24 protein-coding genes are annotated in these 16,516 nt (G+C 65.5%); 12 read left to right on the plus strand and 12 right to left on the minus strand.

Features of this window, described 5'->3' with window-relative positions:
• Window positions 1-186 precede the first annotated feature (186 nt).
• A complete protein-coding gene (locus M9H71_RS20210) occupies window positions 187-321 on the plus strand; it encodes a hypothetical protein (protein ID WP_455406707.1) in 135 nt (44 codons plus the stop codon).
• Between the two features lie 141 nt (window positions 322-462).
• On the opposite strand, the gene M9H71_RS20215 is transcribed toward M9H71_RS20210, so the two are convergent.
• A complete protein-coding gene (locus M9H71_RS20215; protein ID WP_455406708.1) occupies window positions 463-651 on the minus strand; it encodes a hypothetical protein in 189 nt (62 codons plus the stop codon).
• 293 nt (window positions 652-944) lie between these two features.
• Between M9H71_RS20215 and M9H71_RS20220 the strand changes: the two genes are divergently transcribed.
• From M9H71_RS20220 to M9H71_RS20230, 3 genes are all read left to right on the plus strand, one after another.
• Window positions 945-1,094, plus strand: coding sequence for a hypothetical protein (locus M9H71_RS20220; protein ID WP_455406709.1), 150 nt, complete (start codon window positions 945-947; stop codon window positions 1,092-1,094).
• Window positions 1,095-1,498: 404 nt separating this feature from the next.
• A complete protein-coding gene (locus M9H71_RS20225; protein ID WP_455406710.1) occupies window positions 1,499-1,885 on the plus strand; it encodes a hypothetical protein in 387 nt (128 codons plus the stop codon).
• Between the two features lie 296 nt (window positions 1,886-2,181).
• On the plus strand, window positions 2,182-2,322 hold the full coding sequence (locus M9H71_RS20230; RefSeq protein ID WP_455406711.1) for a hypothetical protein: 141 nt from the start codon (window positions 2,182-2,184) through the stop codon (window positions 2,320-2,322).
• A 150-nt stretch (window positions 2,323-2,472) separates the two neighbouring features.
• Here the strand turns inward: M9H71_RS20230 and M9H71_RS20235 are convergent, their stop codons facing one another.
• The 3 genes from M9H71_RS20235 to M9H71_RS20245 form a co-directional block, all read right to left on the minus strand.
• Entirely contained in the window at window positions 2,473-3,150 is a 678-nt protein-coding gene (locus tag M9H71_RS20235) for a Crp/Fnr family transcriptional regulator (protein WP_455406712.1), read from the minus strand.
• A gap of 158 nt (window positions 3,151-3,308) precedes the next feature.
• Window positions 3,309-3,575, minus strand: a complete 267-nt coding sequence (locus M9H71_RS20240) for a hypothetical protein (protein WP_455406713.1) — start codon at window positions 3,573-3,575, stop codon at window positions 3,309-3,311.
• A 43-nt stretch (window positions 3,576-3,618) separates the two neighbouring features.
• On the minus strand, window positions 3,619-3,747 hold the full coding sequence (locus tag M9H71_RS20245) for a peptidylprolyl isomerase (protein ID WP_110788582.1): 129 nt from the start codon (window positions 3,745-3,747) through the stop codon (window positions 3,619-3,621).
• 128 nt (window positions 3,748-3,875) lie between these two features.
• Between M9H71_RS20245 and M9H71_RS20250 the strand changes: the two genes are divergently transcribed.
• Entirely contained in the window at window positions 3,876-4,334 is a 459-nt protein-coding gene (locus tag M9H71_RS20250) for a PaaI family thioesterase (protein ID WP_455406714.1), read from the plus strand.
• A gap of 54 nt (window positions 4,335-4,388) precedes the next feature.
• Here the strand turns inward: M9H71_RS20250 and M9H71_RS20255 are convergent, their stop codons facing one another.
• Window positions 4,389-5,858 carry a caspase family protein gene (locus tag M9H71_RS20255; protein WP_455406715.1) on the minus strand — a complete coding sequence of 490 codons (1,470 nt, stop codon included), beginning with the start codon at window positions 5,856-5,858 and terminating at the stop codon, window positions 4,389-4,391.
• A gap of 235 nt (window positions 5,859-6,093) precedes the next feature.
• Here M9H71_RS20255 and M9H71_RS20260 point away from each other — a divergent pair, with 235 nt between their 5' ends.
• A complete protein-coding gene (locus tag M9H71_RS20260; protein WP_455406716.1) occupies window positions 6,094-7,257 on the plus strand; it encodes a GNAT family N-acetyltransferase in 1,164 nt (387 codons plus the stop codon).
• Here M9H71_RS20260 and M9H71_RS20265 read toward each other — a convergent pair whose 3' ends face one another.
• Together M9H71_RS20265 and M9H71_RS20270 are read right to left on the minus strand one after the other, a co-directional pair.
• Entirely contained in the window at window positions 7,258-7,923 is a 666-nt protein-coding gene (locus M9H71_RS20265; protein ID WP_455406717.1) for a DsbA family oxidoreductase, read from the minus strand.
• Window positions 7,924-7,995: 72 nt separating this feature from the next.
• The gene (locus M9H71_RS20270) at window positions 7,996-8,817 is read right to left on the minus strand and encodes a helix-turn-helix domain-containing protein (RefSeq protein ID WP_455406718.1); all 822 of its coding nucleotides are present in this window, start codon (window positions 8,815-8,817) and stop codon (window positions 7,996-7,998) included.
• Window positions 8,818-8,954: 137 nt separating this feature from the next.
• On the opposite strand from M9H71_RS20270, the gene M9H71_RS20275 reads away from it, so the two are divergent.
• Window positions 8,955-9,368 carry a hypothetical protein gene (locus M9H71_RS20275; protein ID WP_455406719.1) on the plus strand — a complete coding sequence of 138 codons (414 nt, stop codon included), beginning with the start codon at window positions 8,955-8,957 and terminating at the stop codon, window positions 9,366-9,368.
• A 121-nt stretch (window positions 9,369-9,489) separates the two neighbouring features.
• Here M9H71_RS20275 and M9H71_RS20280 read toward each other — a convergent pair whose 3' ends face one another.
• Entirely contained in the window at window positions 9,490-10,278 is a 789-nt protein-coding gene (locus tag M9H71_RS20280) for an SET domain-containing protein-lysine N-methyltransferase (protein ID WP_455406720.1), read from the minus strand.
• A 283-nt stretch (window positions 10,279-10,561) separates the two neighbouring features.
• Here M9H71_RS20280 and M9H71_RS20285 point away from each other — a divergent pair, with 283 nt between their 5' ends.
• Window positions 10,562-11,152: an inner membrane-spanning protein YciB gene (locus tag M9H71_RS20285; RefSeq protein ID WP_455406721.1), complete on the plus strand. Its 591-nt coding sequence runs from the start codon at window positions 10,562-10,564 to the stop codon at window positions 11,150-11,152.
• A gap of 25 nt (window positions 11,153-11,177) precedes the next feature.
• On the opposite strand, the gene M9H71_RS20290 is transcribed toward M9H71_RS20285, so the two are convergent.
• A complete protein-coding gene (locus M9H71_RS20290; RefSeq protein WP_455406722.1) occupies window positions 11,178-11,882 on the minus strand; it encodes an Ig-like domain-containing protein in 705 nt (234 codons plus the stop codon).
• Between the two features lie 256 nt (window positions 11,883-12,138).
• Here M9H71_RS20290 and M9H71_RS20295 point away from each other — a divergent pair, with 256 nt between their 5' ends.
• Window positions 12,139-12,435, plus strand: a complete 297-nt coding sequence (locus M9H71_RS20295; RefSeq protein WP_455406723.1) for a hypothetical protein — start codon at window positions 12,139-12,141, stop codon at window positions 12,433-12,435.
• A 192-nt stretch (window positions 12,436-12,627) separates the two neighbouring features.
• Here the strand turns inward: M9H71_RS20295 and M9H71_RS20300 are convergent, their stop codons facing one another.
• The 3 genes from M9H71_RS20300 to M9H71_RS20310 all read right to left on the minus strand — a co-directional run bounded on the left by M9H71_RS20300 (window position 12,628) and on the right by M9H71_RS20310 (window position 14,903).
• Window positions 12,628-14,283, minus strand: a complete 1,656-nt coding sequence (locus M9H71_RS20300) for a fumarate hydratase (protein ID WP_455406724.1) — start codon at window positions 14,281-14,283, stop codon at window positions 12,628-12,630.
• Window positions 14,284-14,388: 105 nt separating this feature from the next.
• Complete coding sequence (locus tag M9H71_RS20305) at window positions 14,389-14,673, minus strand: type II toxin-antitoxin system RelE/ParE family toxin (RefSeq protein WP_455406725.1); 285 nt, start codon at window positions 14,671-14,673, stop codon at window positions 14,389-14,391.
• The gene (locus M9H71_RS20310; protein WP_455406726.1) at window positions 14,670-14,903 is read right to left on the minus strand and encodes a hypothetical protein; all 234 of its coding nucleotides are present in this window, start codon (window positions 14,901-14,903) and stop codon (window positions 14,670-14,672) included. Before M9H71_RS20310 ends, M9H71_RS20305 begins: the two co-directional genes overlap by 4 nt.
• Window positions 14,904-15,026: 123 nt before the next feature.
• On the opposite strand from M9H71_RS20310, the gene M9H71_RS20315 reads away from it, so the two are divergent.
• From M9H71_RS20315 to M9H71_RS20325, 3 genes are all read left to right on the plus strand, one after another.
• A complete protein-coding gene (locus M9H71_RS20315) occupies window positions 15,027-15,521 on the plus strand; it encodes a hypothetical protein (RefSeq protein ID WP_455406727.1) in 495 nt (164 codons plus the stop codon).
• Between the two features lie 197 nt (window positions 15,522-15,718).
• The gene (locus tag M9H71_RS20320; protein ID WP_455406728.1) at window positions 15,719-15,889 is read left to right on the plus strand and encodes a hypothetical protein; all 171 of its coding nucleotides are present in this window, start codon (window positions 15,719-15,721) and stop codon (window positions 15,887-15,889) included.
• Between the two features lie 144 nt (window positions 15,890-16,033).
• Window positions 16,034-16,393 (plus strand): GFA family protein, encoded by a 360-nt coding sequence (locus M9H71_RS20325; protein ID WP_455406729.1) that lies wholly within the window; start codon window positions 16,034-16,036, stop codon window positions 16,391-16,393.
• Window positions 16,394-16,516 lie beyond the last annotated feature (123 nt).

The following is a 16,516-nucleotide window of genomic DNA, read 5'->3' on the forward strand; positions in this document are numbered from 1 at the left end:
TCCGACGTAGCTGCCGATGATCAGCGCGTGCTGCGCTCGGCTTCGACAGAGGATGTGTCTGGTTCTTAACCGCAACTCATAGTCATCGGCGCCGATCGTCCAGCATGCGAACGTGCTGCACAATTGGACCGATCAGCAAGCCTCCCCTTCACCCTTTCTCAACCCGGCTTCGCCCCAACTGAAAGGATGGACAGCCTTCTTGCCACTCCAAAGATGCCGGACAAGGTGCAGGTGCTGTGCAGCCGCTGCCGGGTGCCGTTCCGGGAGAAGATCAAGAACATGCGGGAGGGGTTTCAGACCCAGTGCCCGAAGTGCAACTAGCTGATCACCTCTTCCTGCGACTCTGGAGATCTCGGGGTGCAGCGGGCGATGACCGAGGCACGCCGCATCCGCAACAGCAGTGCCGCGGCGGCCGTCTACGCTGGCGGCACTGAGCGGCTGTGAAGGCCGCGCCACCCGCTCTCAGCGCAGGTTCTGAATGCCCCACATCACCAGCAGCATCGCCGGCACGCAAATCGCCGCATAGATCGCCCATTTGGTCAGGCCGGCGCCGGTGCCGCGCTTGAAGGCCTCGAGCAGCCGATAGGTCGCGACGATCCAGGGCAGGACGATTCCGACAGCGACGGCGTCGACCACATACCAAAAGCTCATCTTCCAATGTCCCGTGCAATGACCGCACGCCTCCTTTACCGCAGCGGGCTCCCCTCACCATCCATTCCTTCGGATGAGGCTGCGACACCGGCCGAAATCGCGGTCGTCGTCCGGATCATTCCTGACAACGACCGGAAATTTCCTGCAACCTTTGGACGGCTTTTCGGATCGACATGAACTTTGACGCGCACTAGCCTGATGTCGCTATCCAGTCGCAGTGGTGACGAGCAACGTGGGGCGCAGGCGTTACGATCGTTGCCGGGGCCCGCGGGATCAACGCGCAGGAGGGCGTCTTGGAGACATTCGTCCGCGACGAGAACCTGAAACTGTATCGGCGGCTGCTGTCGGAGACCCGCGACGAGGACCGCCGCCGGGTCCTCAAGCAACTGATCGCCAAGCTCACCGAGCGCGATCCGCGCAGCAGCGTCAGCGGCCGAGGATAGCAACGGTATTTGATCTCACGCATAGGCAATACGAAATCCGCGCCGCTAGCTTAGCGGCGTCATTGCCGAGCTTTCTAGAGGTGGGGAGTTTCGACGCTGACCGGAGCCCCGAACACGGCCTCGTTCGGGGCTCCTTGTTTTTTGTCCCTCCGGTTTTTCAGGTCGAGCCTGGAAGAGAAAACCTGGTGGGCGGAGCCCGGAAGACGGAATCTGGAAGACGGCGACCTTGGGCAGGCTGCGCGGCGCCGGCGCTACGGAAGCATCCTCGTCTCGATCCCGTCAGGTTCCGTTTCGAACCCGGATGCTCTAGGATTCCGACGGGAGCGGCGGCCGGTTCGATGGTCGTCTGACAGATGACAGGCCGCATGCCGAACGCATCCGGCCGAAGCGACAGGGAGTGAAGGATGCGGCGGACAGCACTGCACGGATTTCGGATGGGCGCACTGATCGTGCTGGCGGGTGCCGCCCTCGCGTTGGCAGGCTGCGACGACGGCGCCCGCGGGCCACAAGGCGAAGCGGGCCCGCAAGGCCCGGCCGGTCCCGCCGGACCGCCCGGCCCTGCCGGCAAGGACGGCGCCTCGGTTTCCAGCATCCGCACTTTGTCGTCGACGAGCTGCTCGGCCAATGGCTGTCCGACTGCGTGCGATGCCGGCGAAGCGCTGGTCTCGGCGCTGTGCGTCGGCAACGGGTCGGCGCGATTCAGCGACAACATCTCGGTCGAGAACGGCATCATGACCGCACGTTGCGGCGCCAGCTCGGTGCGCATCGAAGTGAGCTGCGCCCGCAAGTAACGACGGCTCAGACTGAGCAATACCGCACAGGCCGCGCGGCGTTCACGCCGGCGGCCTTTTGCGTTTCGGGGTCAGAGGCTTGGCCGTGCGGCAGTGGACGCCTGTGTTCCAGCACCGGCAAGGTTACATCGATTACACTTGCGTGCGTTTCAGGGGCAATTTAACGGTATAATCATACGCAAGTTGATCTATATCAATCGTGCGGACTAGCGGGGCCTTCAAGTCGTTCTCTAGAACTAAAGGCGAAACCGGCCGTCCCTATGACGCATGTCCTGTATCAGTGTCCCCGGACCGGGATGAAGGTCCAGACTTGGCTCACAGACGATCCCGAAAGCCCGGCGCAATCGAGCTTCGAGTTGCTGCACTGCCCGGCCTGCTCGCAGATGCACTTCGTCAATCGCCGCACCGGGAATCTGCTCGGCGAAAAAAAGGCATAAGCTGGACGCGCGAGCCCAGCTTTGCAGCTTCCGATCGAACCGGAACTCTCTATCGCATGAATCCATGCCCCGGATTCACGATGCGATCCGCCGCACGTCTCGGAGCTCCCCGCCCGGATTCCGTCCCGCCACGGACCGCACCGACTCGCATCACTCCGGATCGCGGTCGCTCGCGACGATGCGGGGCCGGTCGGGCAACACCGCGTTGCGTAAGGTCGGGTGCACCTCGATCCGGCCGTTGTAGTCGATGAAGCCGGCCTTGCGGAACTTGTTCATGAAGTAGCTGACGCGCGAGCGCGTGGTGCCGATCATCTCCGCCAGCGTCTCCTGGCTGATCTCGATCGGCACGGGACGCGACGCTTCGACCGCGTCGGCCAGCAGCAACAGCAGTCGCGCCAGGCGCTTCTCGCTGTTGTTGAACAACTGATCGATCAGATCGTCCTCGACCCGGGAATTGCGCGCGACCAGATAGCGGGTGAACAGCTCGCACATCGCCGGTTCGCGCTGCAGCGTCGCCATCATCGTCGTATTGGTGATGCTGGTGACGGTGCAGTCTTCCAGCGCGATCGCCGTCGCGCGACGCCGATGGTCGAGCAGGCCGCTCTCGCCGAAGAACTGGCCGGGCTGCAGGATGGCGACCACTGCGCCTTTGCCCTGCTCCGACATCACCGACAGTTTGATGCGGCCCTGCTGGATATACATCACGCAGTCGGCGGCTTCGTCCTGCATGAAGATGGTCTGGCTGGCGCGAAATTGCAGAACGGTGCGTCCCGTGCCTGCACTGCGAAGAAAGACCTTTGGATCGAACGGCACCTCGCGCGACGTCACATGATATCCTACGAACGAAAACGATTGTGTCAGTCGGATTCGGCGCGCAACTGGTCGCGCACGCCGGAGCTCCGCCGCGCATCATCCTCAAATCGCAGAAAAAATCTGTGCCGTTTTGACCACCTGCCGATCGCCCGGGGTGTGGTCTTTGGACGAGCTTAATTGGCTTGATGGGCCTTGCGCTTGGCCTTGGGCTGGCTGGCCTCCACCCCGCGGACACCGCCCCAGGGATCGTTCGGCGCCTGAGCATCCGGAATCTTGCGCAGCGACTCCTGGTAGGCCTTCTGCCTGATCGCGTCCTGGGCCCTCTCTTCCGGGGTCTTGTGCTGGATCTCCGGCACCAGATTGACGTGCGGGCCCTCGCCCTGGGCAAAGGCCGGTCCGGTCAGCAGGGCCAGGACGGCAACGCCGTGCAGAATCTTCATCGCAAACTCCCTCTTGCGCAGCGCCAACTCAGCGGCTTCCGCGCTACAGATGATCCGACCGGCAGGATTTCGGCGACTGCCAGTCTTCCCAGATCGGACCACATTTGGTGCAACCGCTCACCACGATCGCCGTCACCACCAGGCCGACCACCAACGCAACTCGTCTGACCATTGTGTCCCCTTTCGGATGCCGCCGAACTTAAGGGATCGACGGTGTCGTTTTCAAGCCGTGCCGAATCGGGTGGGATGCTGCGAAACATTGCGAAATACGTGGATAATCAAAGGTTCAGGGAGAGACGCATGGCGGAGCAGCAGGCGGAGTTCGGCCTTCAGGAGGCGCGGCAGATGCTGCAGGAGGCGTTCGCGCCCTGGGTGCTGGACCTCGGGCTGTCGATCGAGGCGCTCGAGCTCGACCCGCCGGTCGGGGCCCCGGCCGACTGGCAGCCGGGCGCGATCCTACGGATGGCGTTTTCCGAGCGGCTGTGCCGGAGCGGCGGGGTGGTCTGCGGCCAGGCGCTGATGGCGCTCGCCGACACCGCGATGGTGTTCGCGGTCTGTGCCGGCAACCGTGGCTTCCGGCCGATGACCACGGTCGATCAGACCACGCACTTCCTCAAAGCGGTCGCCTCGACCGACGTGATCGCCGACGCCCGGCTGGTCCGGCTCGGCCGCACCATGAGCTTCGGCCGGGTCACGCTGCTGGGCGCCACCGACCGCAAGCCGGTGGCGATGGTGTCGAGCGCGTTCGCGATGCTGTGAGCGAGCCGGACGCCGCTTCACAGCCGTCGCTCCGGCGCCTGCCGGGTGGCACGTTCAATAGCGGCCGCGGCTCGGACCGATCGGTGCCCCGCGATTGGGGCCGCCATAGCCGCCGCGGAAACCGCCGCCGAACTGGATCACCGGGCCGGACGGCGCATCGTAGATCGGCGGCCGCCGCACCACGACGTCGTCCTCCTCGTCCTCGACATAGACCCGGGTGCGCGATGCCTTCTTTCCGCGCTTGGGCGGATCGTCACGCTCAGCGCGGGACTTGGTCTTCTTCCCGTCGGTTTTCTTGGGCTCGACCTTCTGCTGCAGCAGCGGCGTGGCCGGCCCGCACGGACAGGTCGGTGCCACGGCGGCGACCACCGGGGTCGCCAGAGCGGCCGGCACCACCACCGCGTTGTCGGGGCGGTTACGGAGCCGGTCGGCCAGCTTGCGGGCGGTCACCGTGAGATCGCTGTCGGGATATTCGGCCAGGAACGTGGTGTAGGCCGACCCGGTGTTGGCCAGCACCGCCCGGTTCCACGCCTGCATCCGGCGGTGGCGGTCGAGCCAGCGCTTGGCGTCCGGTGCGAACGGTGGCTCGGCATACAGCCCAACGAACGCCTCATAGGCGTCGGCCGAGCCGTCGGAGACAATCAGCGCATTGGCCTGATCCACTGGCTTGCCCTTGAGCAAGCTGCGCCATTCCTCGACCGTGCGCGGCCTCGGCGCCGGATTGTCGCCCGGCGCGGGCGGAGGTGCCGCCGCGGCGGCGAAGAAATGGAAATCGTCGACCAGCGACGAGCTTTCCCATGGCGTCTGGCGTCCCTCGGTCGCCTGATTGACCGCAAGCCGCACCCGCTTGAGCGTATCCTCGATCTTCAGCCCGCTTTCGCGCCCGGCCTTCAGCAGCGCGGTGGTGTAGGGACTATTCGTGCCGCCTCCGTCCTCCGCCTCCGCGCCCGGCGAGGTCGAATACGACAGCAGCGTGCCCGGCGCGCCGGACTTGGTATCGACCAGCGCCAGGCCCTGGCCGGTGGTCTTGTTGATGCTCGGGAAGGGATTATTGCGGCAGGCGTCGAGCATGATGATCCGGGTCCTGCTCGGCACCGAGCTCAACGTGTTGAGCACGTCGTTGAGCCGCACTGCCTGCAACGGGATGTCGGCCTCGCGCTTGGGATCGATGTCGACCGGGATCAGGTAATTCTCACCGTCAACCTGGATGCCGTGGCCGGCATAAAACATCAGCGCCACAGTGTCCGGCCCCTTCGCCGCCACCGTCGCGGCAAAGTCGCCGACCTTGGCGCGCAGCTCGTTCTGACTCAAATCCGCGGCCTCCGTGACCTCGAAGCCGGCGTCGCCGAGCAGCGAGCCGATCGCCTTGGCGTCGTTGACCGGATTGGGCAGCGCCGGCACTGCCCGATAGGCCGATTGTCCGATCACCAGCGCGACCCGACTTTCTGCCGACGCGCCTCCAGCTCCCGCGCTGAACAGCATCGTCGCGGCTAGCGCCGCGGTTCTCATCATCGCGCGTCGCATGGCGTCTCCCCTGCCTGTCCGATGTCGGCTTTTGGTCGCACCCGCCCCGCTTTGGGTTCAGCCTCGCTGCTGTGGCCATTCGACGCCTGCGCCGCTCGCCCGGAAAGCCGTGGTTAACACTATCGGCAGATTGCTCCGCAGAACCAAGCAGACGTTCAGGGACGTGCAGCTAGATTCGGGGTCCGCGTGCCGGCCTGCGATCGGCCGGCGCGCCCCAACGCGCAGGATCCATTCCTTGGCCGACACATATCCCGCCTCGCCCTTGGTGCACCACCGCGCAAGACCGGCAATGGAGCCGGCACGGCCGGGTACGCTGCCTGGCCTCGCGGCAATCGACGAGCCGGCGTGGCGCGATCTCGCCGAGCGGGTGATCGAGCCGAACGGTTACTACCTGCCGGAATGGGTCGGAGCCGCCAATGGCGGCGCAGGCGACGGCGCTCCACAAGCCCTGGCGGCCCACGACGCCGCCGGCCGCCTGATCGGTCTGCTGCCCGTTGTCTCGTGCTGGCGCGCGTTCCGCCTGCCGCTGCCCGCTCTGGTGTCCGCCGATCCGTTTCGCTCGCTCGACACGCCGCTGCTGGACCGTAACGCCGCCGACGATGCCGCGGCCAAATTGCTGGCGCAGGCGCGTGCGTCCGGCGCCCGCGCGCTGGTGCTGCGCGACGTCGCACGCGACGGCGAGGCGGTCGGTGCTTTGCGCCGCGCGCTCGCCGCGTCCGGCCTTGCCCCGCGCCTGATCCGCGGCTGGACCCGCGCCGGCCTCGACGCCACCGGCGATGCCGATGCGTTGCTGCGCGACGGGCTCGGCAGCCGGAAGCTGAAGGAACTGCGGCGGCTCGAACGCCGGCTCGGCGACCATGGCGAGGTACGGTTCGACGTTGCGCGCGCCCCGGACGAGGTGGCGCGCGGCTTCGATGTATTTCTCGACCTCGAGGACAGCGGTTGGAAAGGCCGCCGCGGCTCCTCGCTGAAGCGGCAGCCGGCGCTGGCGGCACGGCTACGCAGCGCCGCGATCGCGCTGGCGGGGCGCCGTCAGTGTGAAGTGATCATCTTGTCGGCCGGCGCCACACCGGTCGCGGCCGGCGTCGTGCTGCGCCACGCCGACCGCGCTTACTTCTTCAAGCTCGGCATCGACGAGAGCTTTGCGCGCTGTTCGCCCGGCGTGCTGCTGACCCTGGCGCTGACGCGGCATCTGTGCGCCGATCCGGAGATCCGCTTCGCCGACTCCACCGCCAGCGCCCAGCATCCGATGATCGATCCGATCTGGCGCGGCCGGTTCGCGGTCGGCGATCTGGTGCTGCCGCTCCGCACGCGCGATCCGCTGTTCGCCCCGATCGCCGCGGCGCTGTCGGCGCGCGACAGCTTGCGCCACTTCGCCAAGCGGATGCTGAAACGCTGATTACTCTGCGGCTTCCGCGTTCAGCTCCGCCGACAGCTTGCGGATGGCGCGAGCGATCAACGTCGGATCCTGTGCGCCCGATACCGCGTATTTTTGCATGAACACATAAGTCGGCACGCCGGAGATGCCTTTCTCGGCGGCCTCCTGCGCCTGCGCCGACACTTCCTCGACGTCCTGATCGGTCGCGAGTCTGGCGCGAATGTCGACGGCATCGAGGCCGCAATCGGCCGCGGCCTGCACCAGCACCTCGGGGTCGGTGAGATCGCCGCCGTCGCGGAAATACAATTCCATCAGCCGCTGCTTCATCGCCGGCCCCTGACCGACCGCATCGGCCCAATGAATCAGGCGATGGCAATCGATCGTGTTCGGCTGCCGCTCCACCCGCTCGGGATGATACTCCAGCCCTTCCTGCGCGGCGGTCTCGGCGATCCGGCCGGCGATCTCTTTGTAGCGCTCCGGCGATCCGAACTTAGTGGTGAGATACTCGTCACGGCCGATGCCCTCGCGCGGCACCCAGGGATTGAGGAAGAACGGCCGAAAGGTCAGCTCGACCGGCACCTCCGGCGCCAACGCGATAGCCTGTTCGATGCGCTTCTTGCCGATGTAGCACCACGGGCAAACTACGTCGGACACCACGTCGATCTTCAGCGGCTTCAGCGTGCTCATCGGCGTCTCCTTGTTGTCGTTGCCGGCACAGTCCCACACAGATGGGGCTCAGGCAACGCCGAACAAGGCGGATCAGAGCCGAGCGGCGAGCTCGCGCAATCGCGTCCCTGTGATCGCATCGGCAGGAAAGAACGTCTCGATTGCGATCTCCGACAGCGTGACGTCGATCGGCGTCCCGAACACCATCGTGGTGGAAATGAAGCTGAGCACATCGTCGCCGAGCCGCAGACGAAACGGCACCGCGACCGCATCCGGCACAATCGGCGCGGCGCGCGCCGGCACCGGATAGGTCTTCAATTCTTCATACAGCGCGATCAGCTTTGGATCGGCGCTGGTCTCGCACTGCCGATGCAACCGCTCGAGCAGATGCCCGCACCATTCGCCGAGATTGGCAGTGCGCGTCGCCAGCCCCTCGGGATGGAACGACAGCCGCAGCACGTTGAGCGGCGGCGCCAGCAGATGCGGCGCAACGCCCTCCAGCATCGGCGCCACCATGCGATTGGCGGAGACCAGGCTCCAATGGCGATCGACCGCCAGCGCCGGATTGGGTTCGTGCGCGGCGAGCACCTGATCGACCGCGGCCCGCACCGAGGCGAGCGCCGGATCGTCGAGCGAGCGCTGCGGGAACGCCGGCGCGAAGCCGGCCGCGACCAGAAGCACGTTGCGCTCGCGCAGCGGAACGTCGAGTCGTTCGGCGAGCCGCAGCACCATCTCGCGCGACGGCGAAGCGCGCCCTGTCTCGACGAACGACAAATGCCGCGCCGAGATCTCCGCATCGAGCGCGAGATCGAGCTGACTGAGCCGGCGGCGCTGTCGCCATTGCCGCAAGTAATCGCCGATCCGGACAGGCTGCGCGCCGGCGACAGCGTTGATGGACGACACGTTGGTGTTCATGGCACAAACGCTAGCACGCGGGCCGCACAGCATCCATAACCTCCGAGGTAAGGCATTTCTGACCTGTCAGGTAATCGAATTGGATCGCGCCGCCCGGCATCCTTCGCAGCGTCGCTGCAAACCGAAGGAGATATTCCATGATGCAAGCTTCGATGATCCGTCCGTCTGCGCTGCTGCGCCGCGCTCTGCAGGCCGACGCCGTGGTCAGCGGCGCGATGGCGCTGCTGCTGAGCTTCGGCTCCGGCGTGCTCGCGCGGCTCCTCGCGCTGCCGGAACCGCTGCTGCTGGAAACCGGGCTGCTCCTGATCGGCTACGCCGTTCTTGTCGGCTGGCTCGGCACCCGCGCCGTGCTGCCGCGCACGATGGTGCTGATTGTGATTGCCGGCAACGCGATGTGGACGCTCGGCAGCGTCACCCTGCTGCTCAGCGGGTCAGTAGCCCCGAACGCCCTCGGCATTGCCTTCGTGCTGGTGCAGGCGACAGCGGTCGGGATCTTCGCAGAGCTGCAGTTCATCGGGCTGAAGCGGAGTGATGCAGCCGTCGCCGCATAAGCACTCACGCTCCGCTCGTCATTGCGAGCGAAGCGAAGCAATCCAGACTTCGTGTCGGGGCCTGGATTGCTTCGTCGGCTGCGCCTCCTCGCAATGACGCGACGAGAGGCTACGCCGACGATCAGGTGGCCTTGGATTTGCTCGCGACCGTCTTGCTTCGCGACGCGGTGGTCTTTGCTGACTTAGCAGAGGTGGGCTTACCAGCCTTGTGCTTCGCGACCTTGGGCTTCGCTACCTTGGGCTTCGCGACCTTGCTCTTGCCAGCCTTACCTGTCGCGGCCTTGGGATTGGCAGACTTGCCGGCGACCTTGGACGTCCCCTTCGCGGCTTCAGGCGCCTTCGACTTGGCGACCTTGTCCGGCTTCGAGGCCTTTTCCTTCTTTGCCTTGCCGGATGACTTCGTGGCCTTGCGGGCGGCCTTTTCGGCTTCTGCCTGCGCCTTGCGCTCGGCCTTCAGCTTCAGCTCGGCTTTTTCGGCCTTCGCTTCAGCAGCCTTCTTCTTGCGCTTCTTTTCGCAGGAGACGCACTTGCAGCCGATCGGCTTGAGATAGGCTTTGAAGTAATCGGTGCCGTAGTCGTAGTTGATCTCTTCGCCCGGCTCGATGTTCTTGATGGCGCGGATGATCACCCGCTTCTTGCGCGGGTTGACGTCGGACTCGGCGTTCGGCTTGCAGGCGTGATTGATGTAGCGGGCGATATTCTTCCGCACCGAGCCGTCGATGGTCCAGCGCTTGTTCAGCTCAAACAGGTATTTGTTCTCGATGCCGTCGTGCTTCTTGTTGTGCGCGTCGAGCAGCGGCCCGAAATACCGGATGATCTTGGCACCCTTCTTGATCGGCTTGACCGCGAACAGGCCGAGCCCGGTTTTGGAGCGGCCGACGCGGTAATGGTCATTCGACAACAGCGGCATGGGCTTTCGATTCGAACGCGGCTAAAGGACACACGAGGGCGCCGTTCTAGAGCGATTCCGCCGCAAAGGGCAGTGCCCAAGTTGGAAATTGCTCGAACCTTCCCCAACCCAGCAGCGACGGATCGCGGTTCCGGTGGCCGGAGGCCCTTGCTTTGCAACCGTTCCAAACCGGCCCGACCGCCGTCGAAAATCGAAGCCGGCGCCTTTGCCTCTGGAGGCGCGCGGTTTACTTCCCAATCCGAGACACGCACAATCTGAGGACGCGACAGCGGAGAAACGTGCAATGAAGGCGGTGTTCGCCAAGATCGGCAGCGACTTCTTCTCCACCATCGTCTTCGTGGTGCTGTATTTCTCGACCGGCAATGTGGCGCTGGCGACGATCGTCGCGGTACTCGGCGCGGTCGGGCAGTTCATCTACGCCAAGCTCAAGGGCCAACGGCTCGACGTGATGGCCTACGCCAGCGTCGCGCTGGTGGTGGTGCTCGGTGGCGCCACGCTGCTGACCAACGACGCCCGCTTCGTGCTGATCAAGCCAAGCGTCGGCCATATCGCGGTCGGCCTGCTGATGCTGCGCCGCGACTGGATGCTGCGCTATGTGCCGCCGATCGTCGCCGAGACGATTCCCGACTACGTGCGGATCGCCGGCTATCTCTGGGCCGCGCTGATGCTGCTGCTCGGCGCCGGGGTGGTGGCCGCGGCGATGACCGGCGACATCAAGATCTGGACGTTCTACGTCATGGTGATCGCGCCGGCGTTCAAGGTCGCGGCGGTCGCCGGGCAGTATCTGGTGTTCCGTCTGGCGATCCGTAACCGGCGCCGGGCCGCTGCAGTCGGGGCGCCGGCCGCGACCTCAGCGGTCGCCGCCGAACCGTAACGCGGTCGTTGGGCGATCCTGCGGTTCACATTCGCGGCGTATCGGCCTGAGCCAGCGTGCTGTCGTCGGACGGTGCGAGTTGCGCCGAAGCCGGCGCATAGCTGCGATCGCCTTCGTAGATCACCACGACGCCTCCAATCCCGTTGTCGAGCGCCGAAGTGGTAAACGCCGCAAGCCCAGTCCGGTCGAGGGGCATATGCGCCGCGATCACTCGGTCGCCGTCACGAAAACTGACCGTGCCTGCGGGCAGGCCGTGCGAACCCGTGACGACCGCAGTCAGCGTCACCACCGCGCCTGGTGCCGGCGCCAGATCGGACGACGACAGCGTCAGCCGCGGCTTGACGAGTACATCGAGCGCCGTCTCGGTCGACTGGCTCGGCAGCACGACCAGCGGCAGCCGGCTGGCGCTGCCGGCGTAATCGGCGCGCAGCAGATGATGGCCCGGCGCCAGACCATCCACCGTCAGGCTCGGCCTTGCGGCGTCGGTCCAGCCCAGTACCGTGCTGGTCGACAGGTCGTAGAACACGATCCGCCCGTCAGCGACGCCGGCGCCATAGTCGGTGCGGACGGTCGCGCTAAGCAGATACCGTCCTGCAGGCTGCGCCGCGATGTCGAGACGGGTCGTGGTCGCTTCGGACACCACCTCGACCTGAGCGGCCGCCGGGGTGCTGTTCACTCCAGGCAGGAGCGCTGCAAAGCCGATAGCGGCAATCGCAGATGACAAACGCATGTCGGGTCTCCACCGTCACCGTGGGAACCTCGAGGCGTCCTCCGTTGTTGCCTCAGAATAGCACGACGCGTGCAGTGCACCACAGGTATCTGCATGGACGATAGGCAGAGCAGGACACCGCCAGATCCTTGCGTTCGCAGCATCGCGGCCCCTGGCCGCAGCGGTGGCGCAGCTTCGGGCTTGTTTGTCGCTCCCGCAGCATACTAAGAGGGGCGGCCCGGCGAACTGACGAGGGCCGGACCAAGGGGAGAAACACATGGCAGTCGACGGAAACTGGAAACTCACCATGAGCACGCCGATGGGCGAGCGGCAGGCCGACCTGACTCTGAAGGCCGACGGCGGCACGCTCACCGGCACGCAATCCGCCGACGGCGATGCCGGCGATATCTTCGACGGCACTGTGAACGGCGACGACGTCGCCTGGAAGCTGTCGATCACCAACCCGATGCCGCTGACGCTGAGCTACACCGGCAAGGTGAGCGGCGACAGCATGTCCGGCGAGATGGGCATCGGCCCGATGGGCTCGTTCCCGTTCACCGGCGCGAAGGCGTAAGGCGCCCCGCCTCCGCGGCAGCGCACCTGCCCCAAGCGGTCATTCCGGGGCGCTCGCGTCAGCGAGCGAGCCCGGAATCCCGAGATGTTCTGCGTTGAACCGGTTGTCGGCCCCGAACGGCGAGATTCCGGGTTCGCTCACTTCGTGAGCGCCCCGGAATGACGGTGCGAGCGGTGGCCCCGCGACTTCGCCTCAGCCCAGATTCAGTTCCTTGAAGAAGTCGTTGCCCTTGTCGTCGACGATGATGAAGGCCGGGAAGTCGACGACGTCGATCTTCCAGATCGCCTCCATGCCCAGCTCCGGATATTCCAGCACCTCGACCTTCTTGATGCAGTGCTCGGCAAGGTTCGCCGCAGCGCCGCCGATCGAGCCGAGATAGAAGCCGCCGTATTTCTTGCAGGCCTCACGCACCGCCTGCGCGCGGTTGCCCTTGGCGACCATCACCATCGAGCCGCCGGCCGCCTGGAACTGATCGACGAACGAATCCATCCGCCCCGCCGTGGTCGGGCCGAACGCACCGGAGGCGTAGCCGTCGGGCGTCTTGGCCGGGCCGGCGTAGTATACCGGATGGTTCTTGAAGTAGTCCGGCAGCGGCTCGCCCTTCTCCAGCCGGTCGCGCAGCTTGGCGTGGGCGGCGTCGCGCGCCACGATCATGGTGCCGGTCAGCGACAGCCGGGTCTTGGTCGGGTACTTGGTCAGCGTGGCGAGGATGTCCTTCATCGGCTGGTCGAGGTCGATCTTCACCACCTCGTCGCCGAGCGCCTGCTCGACCTCGGGCAGATACTGCGCCGGGTTGTGCTCCAGCTCCTCCAGATACACGCCGTCCTTGGTGATCTTGCCGAGCATCTGGCGGTCGGCCGAGCACGACACGCCGAGGCCGATCGGCAACGAGGCGCCGTGGCGCGGCAGCCGGATGACGCGAACGTCGTGGCAGAAATACTTGCCGCCGAACTGCGCCCCGACGCCGAGGCTCTGCGTCATCTTGTGGATTTCCTGCTCCATCTCGACGTCGCGGAAGGCGTTGCCGAATTCGGAGCCCTTCGTCGGCAGCGCATCGAGATAGCGCGCCGAGGCGAGCTTCACCGTCTTCATCGTGGTCTCGACCGAGGTGCCGCCGATCACGATCGCGAGGTGATAGGGCGGGCACGCCGCGGTGCCGAGCGTCATGATCTTCTCTTTCAGGAACGCCAGCAGCCGGTCGCGGGTCAGCAGCGACGGCGTCGCCTGGAACAGGAAGCTCTTGTTGGCCGAGCCGCCGCCCTTGGCCATGAACATGAACTTATAGGCATCGTCGCCCTCGGCGTAGATCTCGCACTGCGCCGGCATGTTGTTGGCGGTGTTCTTCTCCTCGAACATCGACAGCGGCGCGACCTGCGAGTAGCGCAGATTACGACGCAAGTAAGCGTCGCGCGCGCCTTCCGACAGCGCCGCTTCGTCGTCGCCGTCGGTGATGACGTTCGCGCCCTTCTTGCCCATGATGATCGCGGTGCCGGTGTCCTGGCACATCGGCAGCACGCCGCCGGCGGCGATGTTGGCGTTCTTCAGAAAGTCCAGCGCGACGAACTTGTCGTTCGGGCTGGCCTCTGGATCGTCGAGGATCTTGCGGAGCTGGGCGAGATGGCCCGGCCGCAGATAATGGTTGATCTCGCCGAACGCCGCCTCCGACAGCGCCCGCAGCGCCTCGCGCTCCACCACCAGCATGTCGCGCCCGAGCACCTTCTCGACCCGCACGCCGTCCGACGTGATCTTGCGATAGACGGTGTCGTCCTTGCCCAGCGGGAACAGCGGGGTGTGCTTATAGGGCGGAACCGGGGTAGCGGCGGACGGAATCGGCGTGGGAGCGTTCATGGACAAGGCCTCGAATGGGGAAATTCGCGGCCCTGTCTAGGCGGTTTCGGCGGGATTTTGAAGGGTTCAAAACGGGAGGGAGGGGAGGTCTGCCGCCGCGGCGGCTCAGGGCTCGCGGTCCCTTGCGCCATGAAGCACTGCAGTGACGATGACCCGCTGCTCGACCTCATCGACTTCGTAGACAAGGACGTAGGGCAATCGAGGAACGACCCACTCGAGGGTTCCCGGATCCTGCCCCAGCCGGCCCATCATCGGAAACAAAAGCAATAGTTCGGCGCTGCTGAAAAGTCGCCCGACCACGCGCTCGGCCTGGACAGGGCTGTCGATGGCTATCCAACTGAAAATCTGTTCGAGATCGTCGAGCGCGCGATCGTCGAAGACGAGCCTCATTGCCGCGGCAGCGAGCCCAATCGAACGATCCGCTGCTTGGCGTCCTCATGAGATACCAGCCTACGGTTCGGATCGGATCGGCGCCGACGAACTTCAGCAACCTGCGCTTCGGTCAGGCGCAGCCCATGCATGTGTTGGACGTAATCCAACAGCGCGACCGCGGCAGCATCCTGCTCGGGCTCCGAGAGCTTTGCGACCTGCTGCAGTGCCTGTTGAAGGAGTTCAGTCATCGTGCAAGTCTACTACTTTACGTCAGCTCCCGCCACTTCCAACTGAGGCGGACGCTCTCTCGGATTTGCATTTTCGCCGTCCTCCGCTATGAGACTTCGCCCCGAACTGATCGCGGAGGTTTGATGATCGCCGTTGCCGACCGCTCGTTCCGCTTGCCCTGCCGCGCCGCGTGGCTCGCCGGGTTTGCCGTCGCGGTGATGTCGGTGGCCGCCTCGCCGGCCCGAGCCGACCGCTGCGACGACCTCGCCGGCACGCTGAAGGCACAGATCGCCGGGGTCGCGGTCGGCAAGACCGCCGCCAATACGATCTATCTGTCACATCCGGCCGCAAAGGCGCTGCGGCTGGGGTGTCCGAGCCGGACGGTCAAGAACGAGATTTACGGGCAAGCGCCGGCGCGAAAACCGTCGCCGGAATTTCAGGACCTGATCGCCAGCGCGGCTGCGATCGTGTTCACCATCCCGAAGCCGGACACTCTGCGCGGCGTCAAGCGCTGCTTCGGGCGGGTCGGCATCCTGCGCGGCAACGACATCAAGACCCGGTTCCGCCGGCTCGACATGCGCTGCGCCCGCACCAAGACAGAATCCTCGATCTCGATCAGCCGCGACAGCAGCGAGTAGTCGCAAACCGGCCCCGCTTCTTTCCCAAGGCGACAACACGGCATTTGAAGCAAATGCCGGCGCGGGCATGCGCGCAAAGTTCACCGGACGGCGCGATCATCGCCTGCAATCCCATGACGACCTGGGCGCGGTCGCTGGCAAGTCGCCACCGACGCACCATCTCATCGGGGGACGTTGGCCAACACGAGGAAAGACTGATGGACAGCATTTCGAGCGTGTCGTCGACAACGGTGACCCGGCCGGCTACCCAGGCGAGCCCTCCGCCGCCACCGCCGCCGCCGAAAGACGACAAGGACACGACCAGCATCCAGCCGCCGAAAGCGGCGCTGCCGCCCGGACAGGGCACCCGCGTCGACCAGATCGCGTAAGCGCGACGGCGCGGTTCAGAAGCCACGACGGGCCCCGCCACGCGCGGGGCTTTGTTGTTTCGGCCCGACCGCTGCGCTGCGGACCGCCTGGCGCGCGGCCGGCGCTCTGCTAGACTCGGCTGACGCGAGCGGCGGAGTGGCCTGATGAGCGATGTGAAAGTCCTGACCGGCGGTTGCCATTGCGGTCTGGTGCGGTTCGAATGCACCACCGACTTGGCGATGGTCACGGCCTGCAATTGCTCGATCTGCACCAAGAAGGGGCTGCACTTCACCTTCCTGCCGCCGAAGAGTTTTCAGTTGCGCGCCGGCGAGGACAGCCTGAAGGAATATCTGTTCAACAAACGCGCCATCAGCCACCAGCTCTGCACCGAGTGCGGCGTCGAGGTGTTTGCGCGAGGCACCAAGCCCGACGGCACCGAAGTGGTGGCGCTGAACGTCTCCTGCATCGACGGTATCGAGCTGTCGCAACTGAAATTGACGCCGATCGACGGCCGGCACAGGTAGGCTACGCGCAAGTCTACCGCGTCATTCCGGGGCGCGCGTGAAAACGCGCCAACCCGGAATGGCGTCGGAGAGAGGTCGAGGCCACCGGACAAGCTGTTACTTAGTCGTCCGTGAACAATTTGG

This window comes from Rhodopseudomonas parapalustris (genome assembly GCF_053772255.1).